This is a genomic window from Pseudomonas sp. BT76 TE3572 (assembly GCF_050435365.1).
In the GTDB taxonomy this organism is placed as follows: domain Bacteria; phylum Pseudomonadota; class Gammaproteobacteria; order Pseudomonadales; family Pseudomonadaceae; genus Aquipseudomonas; species Aquipseudomonas fluorescens_W.
Genome location: NZ_JBNDKE010000001.1, coordinates 555,062 through 570,071 on the forward strand (window position 1 = coordinate 555,062; position 15,010 = coordinate 570,071).

The window sequence follows — 15,010 nt, forward strand, 5'->3', positions numbered from 1 at the left end:
ACTACGAAGCATGAACGTGAATATTAAAGTAACGACTGCGTCCCATCCGCTTGATCCACTTTCGCTACAGGAACTTGCCTTGGCGAGCAGCATCCTCAAGCGGGAAAAAAACCTTCACGATAAATGTCGCTTTCCTTATCTGCACCTCGCGGAGCCCGATAAAGTCGAAGTGTTGGCCCATGTTCCCGGCCAGGCATTTTCTCGACGCGTATTTGCGTTAGTGCTGGATAAGTTGACCGGCAATACATATGAAGCGCTGGTTGATTTAAATAACGAGACCCTTGTTCATTGGCAGTCGCTCGACATCGAAGCACAGGGCCATGCACCAATCATGATCGAGGAGTTCGACCTGTGTGTGGAGGCGGTGCAGAACGATCCCGCCTGGCGTGCTGCGGTCAAGCGTCGCGGCCTCAGCGATGCCGATATCGCAAACGTGCAGATTGATCCCTGGTCATTCGGGCATTTCGGAGATGACGAACGTTATCGTGGCAAGCGACTGATGCGCGGCGTCGCTTTTTACCGCGAACAGTTGACCGACAATGGCTATGCCCACCCGATCGAAGGGCTGGTTGCAATCATCGACCTGAATAAAGGGGAGGTGATTGAGCTGTTGGATGACGGCCGCCTGACGCCGATTCCGAAGGCAACGATCAACTACGATAAGGCTTCACTGGGCCAGCCGCGCGAAGGGCTCAAGCCTTTGCACATCACTCAGCCTGAAGGCGTGAGCTTTACCGTCGATGACTGGAAAGTGAGTTGGCAGAACTGGGAATTCCGCGTCGGCTTCACACCCCGTGAAGGTTTGGTGCTGCATCAACTGGGCTACAAGGACGGCGAGGTCGTTCGTCCGATCATGTACCGCGCCAGCGTCACCGACATGGGCGTTCCCTATTCGGATAACGAGCTGAACCATTACTGGAAATGCGCTTTCGACGGCGGCGAATACGGGCTCGGTCGGCTGGCCAACCAACTGGAGTTGGGCTGTGACTGCCTGGGCGCCATTCGCTATTTCGATGTGCCTTCGGTTAATGACAAGGGTGACCCCTTTGTCATGAGGAACGCCATCTGCATGCACGAGGAGGATTACGGCACATTGTGGAAACACTATGAGTTTCGTACCGGTGTGTTCGAGATGCGCCGTTCCCGGCGTCTGGTGATCAGCTTCTTCTGCACCGTGGCTAACTACGACTACGGTTTTTTCTGGTACCTCTATCAGGACGGCACCATTCAACTCGAGGCCAAGCTGACCGGGATCATCCAGACCGCGGCGCTGGCCCCCGGTCAACGCCCCGCCAGCGGCGGTGGCATGGTCACCCCGGAGTTCTACGGCCCCACCCACCAGCATTTCTTCAGTGCGCGCCTGCACATGATGGTCGACGGCGAGCATAACGCCGTCACCGAGACCAACTTCCAGTCGCGCCCACAAGGCGAGGGCAACACCTGGGGTAACGTCTTCGACAGCGTCACCACCACGTTTACCCACGAACTGGACGCGGCTCGCGAAGCCAGCGGCCAGACTGGGCGCTTCTGGAAAATCATCAATCCGAACGTCAAGAATGCCGTCGGCAATCACCCCGGCTACAAGCTGGTGACCGAGCACAACCCCGTCATGCTCGCCCATCCAGACAGCTCGTTTGGCCGACGCGCCGGATTTGCCAGCAAGCATTTGTGGGTGACGCCTTATGCTCCCAGCGAGCGTTACGGCTCGGGCGATTACCCCAACCAGCATCGGGGTGACGGCCTACCGGTGTACACGCAAAACAATCGCGAGATCCACAACCAGGACCTGGTGGTCTGGCACACCTTTGGCCACACCCACATCTGCAAGCCGGAAGATTTTCCGGTGATGCCTGTGGAGTACGTCGGCTTCAAGCTCAAGCCGAATAACTTCTTCAACGGCAACCCGGCCATGGATTTGCCCGCGAGCAGGGACCACGCAAGTGTCCAGGATGGCCAAGCGGCCAGTTGCTGCAAACACAACGCCTGATCAGGCCTCCATCAATGAATGCCCAAGTGCTCCGGCGCTTGGGTCGAAGGTGTTGTCATGTCTGAATTATCAGGTTGGGCTTGGCTAGAGTGGGTGGCGATAGCCGGGTTTGTTTGTTGGTCGAGCGGGGGCCCCAAAGGCTGCAAGCGTCAACCGCTGTTGCTGGGCGGCGCGGCGCTGGTATTTTTGCTGGGGATGCAGCCAGCGCTGGACGCCGTGGCACGTCAAAGTGTGTGGTTACACTGCCTGCAAAGCGCCTTGATCCATCACCTTGCGCCGATTCTTTTATTATTTGCCGTCGCCCGTGAACCCGCCGCTCCGGCGCGTTTCCGGAAGGAGGGTTGGGGTGCACGCATTGGCGTGATCATAGTCTTCAGTGCCATGAGCGGCGTATGGATGTTGCCGCAGATGCATCAAAGGCTGATGGACGATGCCACGCTGTATGCGTTGATGAAATGGGCCATGGCCATCAGCGGGCTGTGGTTGTGCCGGGTCATGGGCCGTTATTGCCGAAGCGCTGACGTTCCGTTGCACAAACAGTGGACGTTCAGTCTGGCGGTGGCGGTGGCGCTGCCGCAGATGCTGGTCGGTGTGTTGCTAGTGTTCAGCCCGCCTCTGTATCCCATGCCCGGACACTCGATGACGAGCATGCACGGTGCCGAGGACTTGAGCGTGCAACTGGACCAGCTTCTGGGCGGCGTGCTGATGTGCCTGTCGGCGTTACTGTTGCTGTGGGCCGACCGCGTCATGGAGCGCAAGCCTCAACCGCTGATCAACGGATTTGAGCCGAGGGTGAGTGCCCAAACAGACGTTTGTACTCCTGGCTGAAATAGCTGTGATGGGTGAATCCCCAGCGGTACGCCGCGTCGGCGACGCTGGGGGCTTGCTGTTCGGCAAGGCTACGCTGGGCGGCATTCAGGCGGATGGCGCGTAAATACGCGAGGGGCGAACTGCCGACGATTTTTTCGAAGCTGTAATGCAACGTACGGCGGGGGATCTTCAACTCCCGGCACAAGTCCAGAATCGATAGAGTTTCCCCGGTGGGGCTTTCGAGCACGCGCTCATGACAGTATTTGACGATGTACTGGTGGCTGCCTCCCAGGCCGATTATTCGCCCGGGCCATTGCGGCTCAAGTACGTCGAGCAGGGTTGCCAGCGTAAAGTCCTGAAGGGCCTGTTCACTGAATTCGTCAGCAGTTTCGAGCTGCTTGAGCAGCCCTGACATCGCGGTCTGAGCCATTTCAAGACGTTTGGCGGGCACTTTCATGCCGTAACCCCTGGGCCGCTGGTAGAACAGCTCGACGTCTTCGGCCACCAGCAGTTGCTCAAGTGTCTGGCATTCCAGCGAGACCACGATGTAGTCGGTATCCGGTGGCGTGATAAAGAAAAAATCGTCGTCATAGGGCAGGAAGTTCAGGCCGTCGGCGAGAATGCTTCGATTCGGTGCGGTGTCGGACTGACCGGGCAGGTTCACCGGCAGCAGCAGGTTTACGCAATGGGCAGGCGTGTGAGTGTGCTGGGCCACGCCACTGTTCATGGTTTCCCGGAACAATCGCACGCCGTTCAGTTGTACGTCCTGCAGATAGCCATGGAAAACACCGGGCGACAGCTTGTCGTAGTGCTGAGACCAATGTCGCAAGGAGGCGGCGTGCTCGATGATTTCGTCGAAGTATTGAGTTTGACTGTGCATGATGCGTCGCCCCTGAAGCTTGACCCTCTGCAAGCAGCAAGAATTAAGCCTTTTTATTCTCCAGCAGCAATCCGCAGGCCAATGCCAGGAAGCTTTCGGCTACATGCTCGGAAGCCGATTGTGGATCCTCGGCATTGGCAATCCACAAGGAAGCGCCGAGCAGGGCGCCCATGATCAGGCGTGCTGTCGCTTCGGTGTTGACCGCGCGAATCGTGCCCTCATCGATCAGCTTCTGGATGCTGCGCTGAGTGCTGCGGATACAGGCATTCTGGCTTGGCCATTGCGATGGATCGCCCAGCACCGACGGGCCGTCGAGGAACACAATGCGCTGGATTTCGGGTTCCAGGGACATCTTGATGTAAGCGATGGATTCATCGATAAAGCCGTCCCAGGTGGTGCTCGCGTCCGCGATGATGACCGACAGTCGCGCCGTCATCTCTTCATCAATTTGGGCAATGACGGCCTGTAGCAAGCCTTTCTTGTCACCAAAGTGATGGTAAAGCGCGCCACGGGTCAGCCCGGCTTTAGCGGTCAAATCATCCATCGAACTGTCCGCGTAGCCCTTCGCAGCGAATGCGTCCCGCGCCGCCTTGATCAGCTTGCCGCGGGTCTCGGTAATCATGTCCGCACGCTTCTGCGCCATCGGTCCTCTTCCTTATCAAAAAAATAACATTCGTGGCGTATGTGAGTTGACATACGCAGTGCATGTCGTATTGTGACTGACATACGTGGCGTATGCAATGTGTCTGGGCAGTGTGCTGCTCAAGCTTTGAAACGCCGTCATTCAGCACAGGATACCGAGCAATGCGTGAGCAGCGCGATTCCGATATTTCACGCCTTAGCGCCAGCCAGGGCAAAACCATCGGGCTGATTGTCAACCCTGTCGCCGGCATGGGCGGGCGTGTGGGCTTGAAGGGCACCGATGGTCCTGAAGTTCTGCAGGAAGCGATACGCCGTGGCGCGCGGCCTGTCTCAAGCGAACGGGCTGCTCTCGCGCTCAAGCGTCTGGCGGCCTCGGCCACGCCATTTCGATTGATGACCGGCGCTGGGGCGCTGGGCGAAGACATCGCCCGCGCCGCCGGTCTCGACCCTGTCGTCGTATACCGACCATCACCAGGATCGAGCCGGCCCGAAGACACTCGGAAGGCTGCGCTCGTCATGGCAGACGCCGCCGTCGATCTGCTGCTGTTCGCCGGGGGCGATGGGACTGCGCGTGATGTGCTGGAAATGGTCAGCGATCGAGTGCCCATCCTCGGTATCCCGACGGGCGTGAAAATGTATTCCGCCGTCTTCGCCACCAATCCCGAGAACGCTGGGAGCCTCGCGGCACGTGTTATGGCCGGCGAGTCCAAGGTGCGCTTTCGCGAGGCCGAGGTCATGGACATTGATGAGGCCGCCATGCGCACTGATCAAGTGTCGGCGCGCCTGTATGGCTACGCGCTCAGTCCGCACGAGCGTCACCTGGTGCAAAACGCCAAGGCCGGTTCCGTCCCCAATGAAAACCTGGCGCTCGACGCCGTGGCCCGGCAGGTCGTCCGCCAGATGAAGGTCGGCTGCCTTTACCTGCTGGGGCCCGGCACCACGACACGGCGGGTGATGACCGAACTCGGCCTGCCGTCGACGCTGCTTGGCGTCGACGCGGTCATGGACGGCGCGCTGGTAGACGCCGACCTCAACGAGCAAGCGTTGATCCGCCTGATGGACGGCCATGAGACACGGATCATCGTCGGCGTGCTTGGCGGCCATGGCAGCTTGTTCGGACGCGGCAATCAGCAGCTGAGCGCCGAGGTGATCCGCCGCACCGGGCGCGAAAACATCATCGTGATCACCTCGATGGACAAGCTCATTTCCCTCGACGCCGGCTGCCTGCGCGTCGACACCGGTGACGCTGAAGTCGACGCCATGCTCAGTGGCCATATACGTGTGCACACAGGACCTGACCGGTCCGTCTTTTTCAGGGTTCGATCCTGATCATTTGTTCCATCCGAAAAAACGAGGATAACCCCATGAGTAATCATGTCGCCCACCCTTACATGGCGAACTCTGTTCCCGCACTCAAGCAGGAGATGCTCGACTCGATCGGTGTCGACAGCATCGAGGAGCTGTTCCAACAAATTCCCGAAGGCCATCGCCTGCAACGTCCCATCAACCTACCGCCGGCACTGAACGAGAGCGAGCTGCGTCGGCACCTGGTCAGTACCCTGTCCAAGAACAAAACGTGTGAGCAGAACCTCAACTTTCTGGGCGCCGGCTGCTGGCAGCACCACGTTCCAGCAGCGTGCGACGAGGTTGTGCGCCGCAACGAGTGGCTGACGTCGGTGTTCGGCGAGCCAAGCTCCGACCATGGCCGCAACCAAGCTTGGTTTGAGTTCTGCAGCCAGCTGGGCGAGCTGCTGAACATGGACCTGGTGGGCCTGCCGGTGCGCAGCTGGGGCTGCGCCGCGGGCCACGCCATTCGCATGGCCACGCGCATCACCGGGCGCAACGAGGTGGCGGTGGTCCGCGCCATTGACCCGGAGCGGCTTTCGATCATTCGCAACTACTGCGAGCCGGTCGACATGCCGAGCCACATCGTCGTACGCCTCGTCGACTATGACCCGGCAACCGGCTTGCTCGACCTTGATCACCTTCGCGCCTCGATCGGCGAGCAAACGGCTGCCGTCTATTTCGAAACCCCGTCCTACTTCGGGGTGATCGAACAGCAAGGCGCCGAAATTGCCGCCATTGCCCATGCGGCGGGTGCCGAAGTGATCGTCGGTGTCGACCCTATTTCGCTGGGCGTGCTGGCCGCGCCGATCGATTTCGGAGCGGACATCGTGGTTGGCACCACGCAGCCGCTCGGGGTGCATATGAATTGCGGTGGCGGCGTCAGCGGCTTCATTGCCACCCGCGATGAAGAACTCTACGCCCACCAGTACCCGACGCTGTTCATCAGCATCGGCGAGACCACCAAGCCTGGTGAATATGGTTTTGGCCTCAGCCTGTTCGAGCAATCTTCATACGGCTTGCGTGACAAGGGAAACGATTGGACCGGGCACTCGGTGTACATGTGGGCCATCGCCAATGCCGTGTACATGGCAATGATGGGGCCCCAAGGCTTTGAAGACGTGGGCAATGTCATCCTGCAGCGGGCTCACTATGCCACGAAGCTGCTGGCTGACATTCCAGGCGTGCGCGTGACGTTTCCAAGCGGTTTCTTCAAGGAGTTCGTGGTGAATTTCGACGCGACCGGACTCAGTGTGAAGGACATCAACAAGCGGCTTCTCGCCTTCGGGATCTTCGGCGGCAAAGACCTGACACAGGACTTCCCGGAGTTGGGCGCCAGCGCCCTTTACTGCGTCACCGAGATTCACACCCAGGCAGACCTTGAGCGTCTGACCGCTGCACTCAAAAAGGTAATCGCACAATGAGCACAACACTCAAGGAATACCACGCTCCCGTGTGGAGCGAACCGGTCATTCTGGAGATGGGCTATCCTGGCCGTCGCGGAGTGATTTTTTCTGACGTGGAAGCCGAGGTTCAAGCCGCTGTCGGCAGTGCCGACGGCTTGATCCCCGCGAACATGCGCCGCACGCGCAAACCGGCGTTGCCGGAAATGTCCGAGCCCGAGGTGCTGTACCACTACCTGCGTTTGTCGCAACAGACTCTGGGCATGATGAACATCAGTCTGTTCGGAACCTGCACCATGAAGTACAACGCGCAGATCAACGAGGCGATGGCCTGGCGCCCGGAAATCACTCACGTACATCCTTATCAGGACGAAGACACCCTGCAAGGTGCGCTGGAAGTGGTGCATGGCATGGACACGATCCTGCGTGAATTGTCCGGGATGGATCAGTTCATCTTCCAGGCGGGTGGCGGTGCCGACGCGGCTTACACCAACTGCGCCGTGACCCGTGCCTACCACGCGTCCCGCGACGAACTAGCGCAGCGTGACGAGATCATCACCACGATCCAGACGCACCCGAGCAGTGCGGCGACCGCCGCTGCGGCCGGGTTCAAGGTGATCACGTTGATGATCGAGGAGAATGGTTACCCCTCGCTCGAATCCCTCAAAGCCGCCGTGTCTAATCGCACCGCAGCGCTGATGGTGAACAATCCCGATGACATGGGCGTATACAACCCGGAAATTCGCGAGTGGGTGCGGGTGGTGCACGAGGCGGGCGGCCTGTGCTTCTACGATCACGCCAACTTCAATGGCGCGATGACCAAGATCCGTGCCCGCGAACTCGGTTTCGATGCGTGCATGTTCATGCTGCACAAAACATTCGGCGCACCGAAAAGTGGAGTAGGCGGCCCGGCCGTGGGTGCCTACGGTTGTTCGGCGGAACTCGCGCCGTTCCTGCCGGCACCGGTGGTGGCGTTCGACGGTGAGCGCTACAGCCTTGATTACGATCGGCCGCAGAGCGCCGGCAAAATACGTGAATTTTGGGGCAACGTTCCCGTCATCCTTAAAGCCTACGCTTGGTCGCGCGCCATGGGCGCGGAAGGCATGGCCGAAGCGTCCGATATCTCGGTTCTGGCCAACAACTACATGGAAAAAGGTTTGCTGGCGATACGCGGCGTAACCCGTTCACACCCCGAGGCCACAAGTCCGCGGATGGAGATGACGCGCTACAGCCTTGAGCAACTCAAGGAAGACACCGGGGTCGACGTCCACGACGTGCAGAATCGCATGAGCGATTTCGGCATTGATCCGATGTGGAGCAGCCATCACCCGTGGTTGGTGCCGGAGCCTTTCACGCCCGAGGCGGGCGAGATGTATGGCAAGGAGGCGCTGGATACCTGGATTGCCGTGCTTGCGCACATTTCCGACGAGGCCTACTCGAACCCGGAGATCGTCAAGACGTCGCCGCATAACCAGGCGATCCACCGGTTGAAGGCCGCACCGCTGGAAGACCCGCTACGCTGGGCGATGACCTGGCGCTCGTACCTGCGCAAAAACAGCAAGAAGACTGCCTGAGCCGTTGCAGCGTCCCCGTCGATGAGGCGGGGACGTTATCGAAACCTAATCAGAGCTAACAATCAGCCATCGGAAGTTGCCAGCATCGCTGCACGGCTGGCGACTTCCCCACAGGAAAACGTCATGTCGATTTTCGAAACGGGCCTGGCGCCCTCGGCAGTCAACCATATTGCCCTCTCGCCTCTGAGCTTCATCGAGCGTACGGCCTCTGTCTACGGTCAGTATCCGGCGGTGATCCACGGCGCTGTACGGCGCAACTGGCAACAAACCTATGAACGCTGCCGACGCCTGGCCAGCGCGCTCAGTGGGCGAGGCATCGGCAAGGGCGATACGGTGGCGGTCATGCTGCCCAACATCCCGGCGATGCTCGAAGCGCACTTCGGTGTGCCGATGATCGGCGCGGTTCTCAATACTCTGAATATACGCCTGGATGCGCAGGTCATTGCCTTCATGCTGGAGCACGGCGAGGCCAAGGTGTTGATCACGGACCGTGAGTTCCACGCGGTGATCCGTGAGGCCTTGAGTGGACTTTCCAATCCGCCGCTGGTGGTGGATGTGAACGATCCGGAGTACGGCGAAGGCAGTGCCGTCAGCGCGCTGGACTACGAAGCGTTCCTCGCTGAGGGCGACCCGCAGTTCGCCTGGCAATGGCCCGAGGACGAGTGGCAAGCTATTTCCCTCAACTACACCTCCGGCACCACCGGTAACCCCAAGGGCGTGATTTATCACCACCGTGGCGCCTACCTCAATTCTCTGGGCAATCAGATGACCTGGGCCATGGGCAACCACCCGGTGTACCTCTGGACGTTGCCGATGTTCCATTGCAATGGTTGGTGCTATCCGTGGACCGTCACCGCGTTGGCCGGGACTCATGTGTTCCTGCGTCGGGTCGACCCGCAAAAAATTCTCACACTGATTCACGAACACCAGGTCAGCCATTTGTGTGGTGCGCCGATTGTCCTCAATGCGCTGGTCAACCTGCCGGACTCGGCCAAGACCGCCATCGACCATCCGGTCAATGCCATGGTGGCGGGCGCGGCGCCACCAGCCAAGGTCATTGGTGCGGTCGAGCAAATGGGCATCAAGATCACACACGTCTATGGCCTGACCGAGGTTTACGGCCCGGTGACGGTTTGCGCCTGGCGTGCGCACTGGGATGAACAGCCGCTGAACGAGCGCGCGAAGATCAAGTCACGCCAGGGCGTACGCTACCCGACCCTCGAAGGGCTGATGGTCGCCGACCCGCAAACCCTGGAACCCGTGCCTTGCGACGGCACCAGCATGGGTGAGATTTTCATGCGCGGTAATACGGTAATGAAGGGCTATCTGAAAAACGCCGAAGCTACAGCCGAAGCCTTCAAGGGCGGCTGGTTCCATACCGGCGACTTGGCGGTTCGGCACCCCGACGGCTATGTCGAAATCAAGGATCGCCTCAAGGACATCATCATCTCGGGCGGCGAGAACATTTCCACCATCGAAGTCGAAGACGTCCTCTATCGCCACCCGGCGGTACTGGAAGCGGCAGTGGTTGCGCGCCCGGATGACAAATGGGGCGAAACACCCTGCGCGTTTATCACGCTTAAAGTCGGGCATGAGGACACGCGAGAGGCCGACGTCATTCAGTTCTGCCGTGAGCATCTGGCGGGTTTCAAGCTACCCAAAACCGTGGTGTTCGGCGAGTTACCGAAAACCTCGACGGGCAAGATTCAGAAGTATTTGCTGCGCGACTCGGCCAAGGCACTCTGACAAGAGCGCCCCTTGGAAACACCTGCGTGGATCGTATGTTGCACATAGGCGGGGTCAGCCCACCCCGGTATGGCAACGGAGGAGGGCCGGCGACATGCCGGCTCGGTCCACAGGGTTCCACCGAGTGTCCGGAACATCCCGCTATCGTTCACTAGCAATCAGGTGACGCCACTGGCAGACCTTGTTGTGGTCGAGCAGGTGATGTCGGTAATTCGCGGAGTTCATTGGATTCCGTAGCGTCAGGCGCGCCGGCATCCACTTGCATCAAGGTATCGCAGGCAAAAAAATCGGCGGGTCGACAATGCTTCTCGAGAGAAGCATTGTCGAGATGAAAGGCATATGTTCTGAAAAAAGGCATCTGTGGCCTCCGGTGCAATTCCGATGGCGGGTTGATAAACAGGGGCGGGAAATCAAGATCGGTAATTGTTTGACCCGTTGGCTGCAATCCATTCGATTGATTGACGACTGAAGACAGCGATCAACAATGGACTGGCAGCATCAAAGGGCTTGGGGACCTTTTGGACCGGGAGATCTGGCTGACTACAGCCGGGCTACTTTCTGCGGTTCGCCACCGCCCCAATACAGCCAAGTCCAGCCGTCAACATTGCGATTGCGCTGAAAGACCCCGGTCGCAACATATTGGACGATCGTTGGCTCTTCGTTTTCAATCGTGTGTCCGTCGACGCGGATCTGTTCCCAAGCAATGTCTCCGCGCATCCAGGACACCACGAGCCGTGGTTCCCAGCGGATGTTTAAGGTGGTCACCCAGGTCACTCCATACTGCACTGCCTCGGCCCCCATGAAGTACTCGTCCAGGCCGGAGCCGGCGATCGCGACGTCCGGATCGGCGAAGTACTTGGCGACGTCCGAGCCAGGGATGGAAAACCCCTGCAGAACCTTCGTGATAAACGCATTGAGAGATTCCCAGGTTGCCGTGTCGATAATCATGGACGGCGACTGGTATTCAGCGAGGCTGTCGATCATAAATACTCCTGATTGCTTACGCGTTGGGTGGGGTTGTCTTCGGTTGACGATGTCTGTCCGTGCGGCAGGAAGTTCATACGCGTCGTATGTGTTTATGTTATTTGGCATACGCTCCGCATGTCAAGTTGCATGCATGTCGTATGTCCCTGCACAAACCTCCGCTGGGGAAGGACTGCGGCCTCTCCGACGGCGCGCATTTCTCCCGCGAACTTCGCTCCCGTTTCGGCCCGCGCCCACGGGAGTACCAGCGTCGGGAACGCTCGGATTGATCGAGCTCAACTTGCAGAACGTTCCATGGTGGCCTTGCGGTTGGCTACGCGAGAAACCGTGAGCCAGCCAGATGCCAGGGCCAGTACCAACGCTGCCGTGGAAAGCAGGCCGCCGGCCCAGTTGGGCGAGGCGTAGCCAAAGCCTTGGGCGATCACCCAACCGCCCAGCCACGCACCGATGGCGTTGCCCAGATTGAACAGGCCAATATTGAAGGAGGCGGCGAGGTTGGGCGCCCGGTGGCGCGGGCCTTGTCCCGATATGGAGTGAGCGTCAGCTTCTGGCCGTTCTCTGCCGGTCGTGGTTACGAAGCGTGCTAGTCAAGTACGATGCAAGTGGCTGGTCAGGTCGATTGCAAATAGGTGGTCAAGTCAGTGCAACTACCCAGCAGTCAATCCTCTGGATCTTCCTCTTTTTCCGGCCTCAACCTAGCTATCAGATCAGCCATCAATTCAGCAATGGCGTCAGTGTTGCCTTCCAGTACCTGTAGATGCGCGTTAATCCGGCTGGACGTTTCCGTGGATCCACGCTGATCAATCCATATGCCGATCTCCTCGACAGCAGACCCAAGAGCCGTGATGTTCTGGTTGATGCGATAGAGCAGGGCGGGGCTGGGATCGTCTGGCATGGCGTTTCCTCCATAGAGAAGGAAAGCGTAGCCCAGGAGAGAGGCGGGCGCGCCTCAGTAAAACATAGACAAAGAAAAGCCCGCGATGGGGATTAGCGGGCTTAAGGTCTTGCAAGGAGCAGGAACAACGCTACGTGCCGGAACGTGAAAATAGCATGATTTCAGAATAAAAAAGCCCGGCGCCTAGCCCTAGTTTTCAGTCGTTCGATGTTTACCTCAATCAAGCATCTGCCCACATGTAGTGGTCAACTAATCCCGGACACGACGTTAAGTTTTTCCTCGGCCTGCGCTGGTGCCAACCCATCGTTGAATTGATGAGGCCGAATCCAGTTGTAACGATGCATCAAAAAATGGCTGATATCGCGCTTTGCTTCCTGCGCAGTTCGATAGCCCACGGTCGGTATCCATTCTGTTTTCAAGCTGCGAAATACGCGTTCCATCGGTGCGTTATCCCAGCAGTTTCCTCGTCGACTCATGCTCTGGCGCATGCGGTATCGCCACAACCGCTGGCGAAAGAGTCGGCTTGCATATTGCGATCCCTGGTCCGAGTGGAATAGCAGATCCGAAGGCCTGCCACGCTGCTCGTAAGCCATATCCAGCGCTTTGATCACCAGCTCAGCATCTGGCTTTTCCGACAGCGCCCAGCCCACGATCCGACGCGTACAAAGATCCAGGACAACAGCCAGGTAATGCCACTTTCCTTGCGCCCAAATGTAGGTGATATCGCCGCACCAGACTTGATTGGGCGCTGGCACGTCGAACTCGCGGTTCAATGTGTTCGGGATATCCAGTCTTTCTACTGTTGCTCGTTTGTAGGCATGGGAGCCGGGTTGTTTGCTGACTAAATCAAGCTCGCGCATCAAGCTGCGCACTTTGAATCGACCGATCTGCTCACCGTCTTCACGCATCAGCGACAGAATGCTGCGACTGCCCGCAGAGCTGCGACTTTGCGAGAACAGCTCACTGACGCGACTACGTAATCGAAGCCGTTCAACATCGGGCGTGCGGCGCCGCAGGCGCTGGGCGTAGTAACACGAGCGAGTGACGTCCAACACCTTGCACAGCCAATCAACCGGTTCATGGGCACTCAACTGGTCAATCAGCGCGAACGCTCGTGATCTTCCGACATCAAGAGCGCGGTAGCCTTTTTTAATATGGATTTCTCTCGCTCAAGCCGAGCGATCCGGGCCTCCAGCTCCTGAATTTTTTGCTGTTCCGGCGTCAGCGCCTTGCTCTGCGGGGTGATGCCTTTATGTTCTTTCTGAATCTGGTCAACCCAGCGGCGCAATGCTGACTCACCAATGCCGAGTGAACGGCTGGCTTCGATGTAGCTGTAGTTTTGTTTGAGCACGAGGTCGGCAGCCTCGCGCTTGAATTCAGGAGTAAAGGAGCGGCGTTGTTTGGTCATCTGACACCTCGATCTGGCGAGCATTCTCGCCTAAATGGGTGTCCGGTTTCATTAGACCACTACAACACAATCCTTCCCTCTTTCACCTCATCAGCGTAAGCAGTCAGCCGATTTTCATCGGCATGGAACACGGTACACATCCTTAGCACGGCTTGGGCATCTGCCTCATTGCCGGCCAGGCTCAGCCGTTCGGCAACTCGCAACAATTCAACCGCCGACCACTTCAGATCAGATGCGACACCCTGGAGGTCGCGCTTCAGGTCTTGCTCTGGTTTATTGAGTCCCATCATCACTCCTTGCAAATCACCGCCACACCAATTCCTTCAGCCTGCCACAGCAATTCTCAGTGCTACCGCAGCCTCAAGCAGCTTATTCGCCTGGATCGACACAGCCGAAGCCAAGACATCATTTCCAGCATCCTTCAGCATTGCTGCCAAATCGAGCAGTTTCCCCACCTCGATCTCAACGACGCGAACGGATTCGGTTATCTGGTATTGAAGTGAATGCGCCATGCCATCAACCCTCTATACAGATCGGCCAAGGACTCCATTTGTATCAGGTGGTCCGCTGTGCCGCTAATGGTAGTCGCGACAACTGTTAACCGAGTTAACTCTTAAACTCGTGAGGAAGGTTCCCGCCTTCACTCATCCATTCGTCCTTGAGTGCAAAAAAAAAGCGCCCTGAGGGCGCTTTTGAGCGAGGTTCTAGCCCCTTCAGCTGTATCAACAACCTAGATGAGGCCGGCTTCTGCAAAGGAGTAGGGTTCGCCTTCGCCTATGATGAAGTGATCGACAAGTCGAATGTCCATTCGGGGGAGCCAATCTTTCAGGAGGGCAGTGATGTTTTTATCCTGTTGAGTCGGTTCTGTGTCTCCAGAAGGGTGATTGTGAGCGACGATAATCGCGGCGCTGTTGAGCTCTAATGCCCGCTGCAAGATCCTCCTCGGATACACGCTAACGGCATCTATGGTGCCGCGGAACATTGGCTCGTATGCCATCACCTGTAGACGAGCATCAAGGAAACAGACAGAGAAAACCTCTTGGGTTTCGCCAGCGAGTTTAAGTCGCAGGTACCGACGTACTTCTTGCGGGTTGTCCAGGCAAGGCCCACGTTTGAACATTCGATGCTCCAGAACTGCGATGGCCTGCTCAATCAGCAGGTCTTCCTGGTGTCTGGTATTGTCCTGTGCGACACGCGTATCAGCATTAGGAAACTGTTTAGTCATAGGAACCTCAGAGACGAATAAGAGGTTCCTGCCCCAAGGGGCAGTAACCCCAAGGGAAAATTGATGTCGGTCGGCTCAAGTTGAGCTTGGGAGAAATGGCATCCACCATCGC

15 protein-coding genes are annotated in these 15,010 nt (G+C 58.2%); 7 read left to right on the top strand and 8 right to left on the bottom strand.

Features of this window, described 5'->3' with window-relative positions; genetic code table 11:
• Positions 1-10 precede the first annotated feature (10 nt).
• Positions 11-1,987 (top strand): primary-amine oxidase, encoded by a 1,977-nt coding sequence (locus ABH912_RS02565; protein WP_429509510.1) that lies wholly within the window; start codon positions 11-13, stop codon positions 1,985-1,987.
• Positions 1,988-2,044: 57 nt separating this feature from the next.
• Entirely contained in the window at positions 2,045-2,815 is a 771-nt protein-coding gene (locus ABH912_RS02570) for a cytochrome c oxidase assembly protein (protein WP_429509511.1), read from the top strand.
• Here ABH912_RS02570 and ABH912_RS02575 read toward each other — a convergent pair.
• Complete coding sequence (locus ABH912_RS02575) at positions 2,760-3,677, bottom strand: helix-turn-helix domain-containing protein (RefSeq protein ID WP_429509512.1); 918 nt, start codon at positions 3,675-3,677, stop codon at positions 2,760-2,762. The genes ABH912_RS02570 and ABH912_RS02575 overlap by 56 nt on opposite strands.
• Positions 3,678-3,720: 43 nt before the next feature.
• Positions 3,721-4,320 carry a TetR/AcrR family transcriptional regulator gene (locus ABH912_RS02580; RefSeq protein WP_429509513.1) on the bottom strand — a complete coding sequence of 200 codons (600 nt, stop codon included), beginning with the start codon at positions 4,318-4,320 and terminating at the stop codon, positions 3,721-3,723.
• Between the two features lie 161 nt (positions 4,321-4,481).
• Here ABH912_RS02580 and ABH912_RS02585 point away from each other — a divergent pair, with 161 nt between their 5' ends.
• The 4 genes from ABH912_RS02585 (at position 4,482) to ABH912_RS02600 (ending at position 10,386) form a co-directional block, all read left to right on the top strand.
• Positions 4,482-5,648 carry an ATP-NAD kinase family protein gene (locus tag ABH912_RS02585; protein WP_429509514.1) on the top strand — a complete coding sequence of 389 codons (1,167 nt, stop codon included), beginning with the start codon at positions 4,482-4,484 and terminating at the stop codon, positions 5,646-5,648.
• 35 nt (positions 5,649-5,683) lie between these two features.
• Positions 5,684-7,087, top strand: coding sequence for an aminomethyl-transferring glycine dehydrogenase subunit GcvPA (gene gcvPA / locus ABH912_RS02590; RefSeq protein WP_429509515.1), 1,404 nt, complete (start codon positions 5,684-5,686; stop codon positions 7,085-7,087).
• A complete protein-coding gene (gene gcvPB, locus ABH912_RS02595; RefSeq protein WP_429509516.1) occupies positions 7,084-8,640 on the top strand; it encodes an aminomethyl-transferring glycine dehydrogenase subunit GcvPB in 1,557 nt (518 codons plus the stop codon). Before gcvPA ends, gcvPB begins: the two co-directional genes overlap by 4 nt.
• A 123-nt stretch (positions 8,641-8,763) precedes the next feature.
• The gene (locus ABH912_RS02600) at positions 8,764-10,386 is read left to right on the top strand and encodes an acyl-CoA synthetase (protein ID WP_429509517.1); all 1,623 of its coding nucleotides are present in this window, start codon (positions 8,764-8,766) and stop codon (positions 10,384-10,386) included.
• A 540-nt stretch (positions 10,387-10,926) separates the two neighbouring features.
• On the opposite strand, the gene ABH912_RS02605 is transcribed toward ABH912_RS02600, so the two are convergent.
• On the bottom strand, positions 10,927-11,370 hold the full coding sequence (locus ABH912_RS02605) for a hypothetical protein (protein ID WP_429509518.1): 444 nt from the start codon (positions 11,368-11,370) through the stop codon (positions 10,927-10,929).
• 413 nt (positions 11,371-11,783) lie between these two features.
• Here ABH912_RS02605 and ABH912_RS02610 point away from each other — a divergent pair, with 413 nt between their 5' ends.
• Complete coding sequence (locus tag ABH912_RS02610) at positions 11,784-11,957, top strand: hypothetical protein (RefSeq protein WP_429509519.1); 174 nt, start codon at positions 11,784-11,786, stop codon at positions 11,955-11,957.
• A gap of 71 nt (positions 11,958-12,028) precedes the next feature.
• Here ABH912_RS02610 and ABH912_RS02615 read toward each other — a convergent pair whose 3' ends face one another.
• From ABH912_RS02615 to radC, 5 genes are all read right to left on the bottom strand, one after another.
• The gene (locus ABH912_RS02615) at positions 12,029-12,265 is read right to left on the bottom strand and encodes a hypothetical protein (RefSeq protein WP_429509520.1); all 237 of its coding nucleotides are present in this window, start codon (positions 12,263-12,265) and stop codon (positions 12,029-12,031) included.
• Positions 12,266-12,510: 245 nt separating this feature from the next.
• A protein-coding gene (locus tag ABH912_RS02620) for an IS3 family transposase (RefSeq protein WP_429509521.1) occupies positions 12,511-13,673 on the bottom strand; the annotation gives its coding sequence in 2 pieces (ribosomal slippage) (positions 12,511-13,418 and positions 13,418-13,673; 1,164 coding nt in all).
• Positions 13,674-13,732: 59 nt separating this feature from the next.
• Positions 13,733-13,960: a hypothetical protein gene (locus ABH912_RS02625; RefSeq protein WP_429509522.1), complete on the bottom strand. Its 228-nt coding sequence runs from the start codon at positions 13,958-13,960 to the stop codon at positions 13,733-13,735.
• Positions 13,961-13,996: 36 nt separating this feature from the next.
• Positions 13,997-14,185 (bottom strand): hypothetical protein, encoded by a 189-nt coding sequence (locus ABH912_RS02630; RefSeq protein WP_429509523.1) that lies wholly within the window; start codon positions 14,183-14,185, stop codon positions 13,997-13,999.
• A 218-nt stretch (positions 14,186-14,403) separates the two neighbouring features.
• A complete protein-coding gene (radC, locus tag ABH912_RS02635; RefSeq protein ID WP_429509524.1) occupies positions 14,404-14,898 on the bottom strand; it encodes a RadC family protein in 495 nt (164 codons plus the stop codon).
• Positions 14,899-15,010 lie beyond the last annotated feature (112 nt).

Excerpts from the sequence above, each read along its gene's own strand:
- radC (WP_429509524.1), bottom strand. The coding sequence starts at position 14,898 with ATGACTAAACAGTTTCCTAATGCTGATACGCGTGTCGCACAGGACAAT.
- gcvPB (WP_429509516.1), top strand. The coding sequence starts at position 7,084 with ATGAGCACAACACTCAAGGAATACCACGCTCCCGTGTGGAGCGAACCG.
- ABH912_RS02565 (WP_429509510.1), top strand. The coding sequence starts at position 11 with ATGAACGTGAATATTAAAGTAACGACTGCGTCCCATCCGCTTGATCCA.
- ABH912_RS02575 (WP_429509512.1), bottom strand. The coding sequence starts at position 3,677 with ATGCACAGTCAAACTCAATACTTCGACGAAATCATCGAGCACGCCGCC.
- ABH912_RS02605 (WP_429509518.1), bottom strand. The coding sequence starts at position 11,370 with ATGATCGACAGCCTCGCTGAATACCAGTCGCCGTCCATGATTATCGAC.
- gcvPA (WP_429509515.1), top strand. The coding sequence starts at position 5,684 with ATGAGTAATCATGTCGCCCACCCTTACATGGCGAACTCTGTTCCCGCA.
- ABH912_RS02625 (WP_429509522.1), bottom strand. The coding sequence starts at position 13,960 with ATGGGACTCAATAAACCAGAGCAAGACCTGAAGCGCGACCTCCAGGGT.
- ABH912_RS02585 (WP_429509514.1), top strand. The coding sequence starts at position 4,482 with ATGCGTGAGCAGCGCGATTCCGATATTTCACGCCTTAGCGCCAGCCAG.
- ABH912_RS02615 (WP_429509520.1), bottom strand. The coding sequence starts at position 12,265 with ATGCCAGACGATCCCAGCCCCGCCCTGCTCTATCGCATCAACCAGAAC.
- ABH912_RS02570 (WP_429509511.1), top strand. The coding sequence starts at position 2,045 with ATGTCTGAATTATCAGGTTGGGCTTGGCTAGAGTGGGTGGCGATAGCC.
- ABH912_RS02600 (WP_429509517.1), top strand. The coding sequence starts at position 8,764 with ATGTCGATTTTCGAAACGGGCCTGGCGCCCTCGGCAGTCAACCATATT.
- ABH912_RS02580 (WP_429509513.1), bottom strand. The coding sequence starts at position 4,320 with ATGGCGCAGAAGCGTGCGGACATGATTACCGAGACCCGCGGCAAGCTG.
- ABH912_RS02630 (WP_429509523.1), bottom strand. The coding sequence starts at position 14,185 with ATGGCGCATTCACTTCAATACCAGATAACCGAATCCGTTCGCGTCGTT.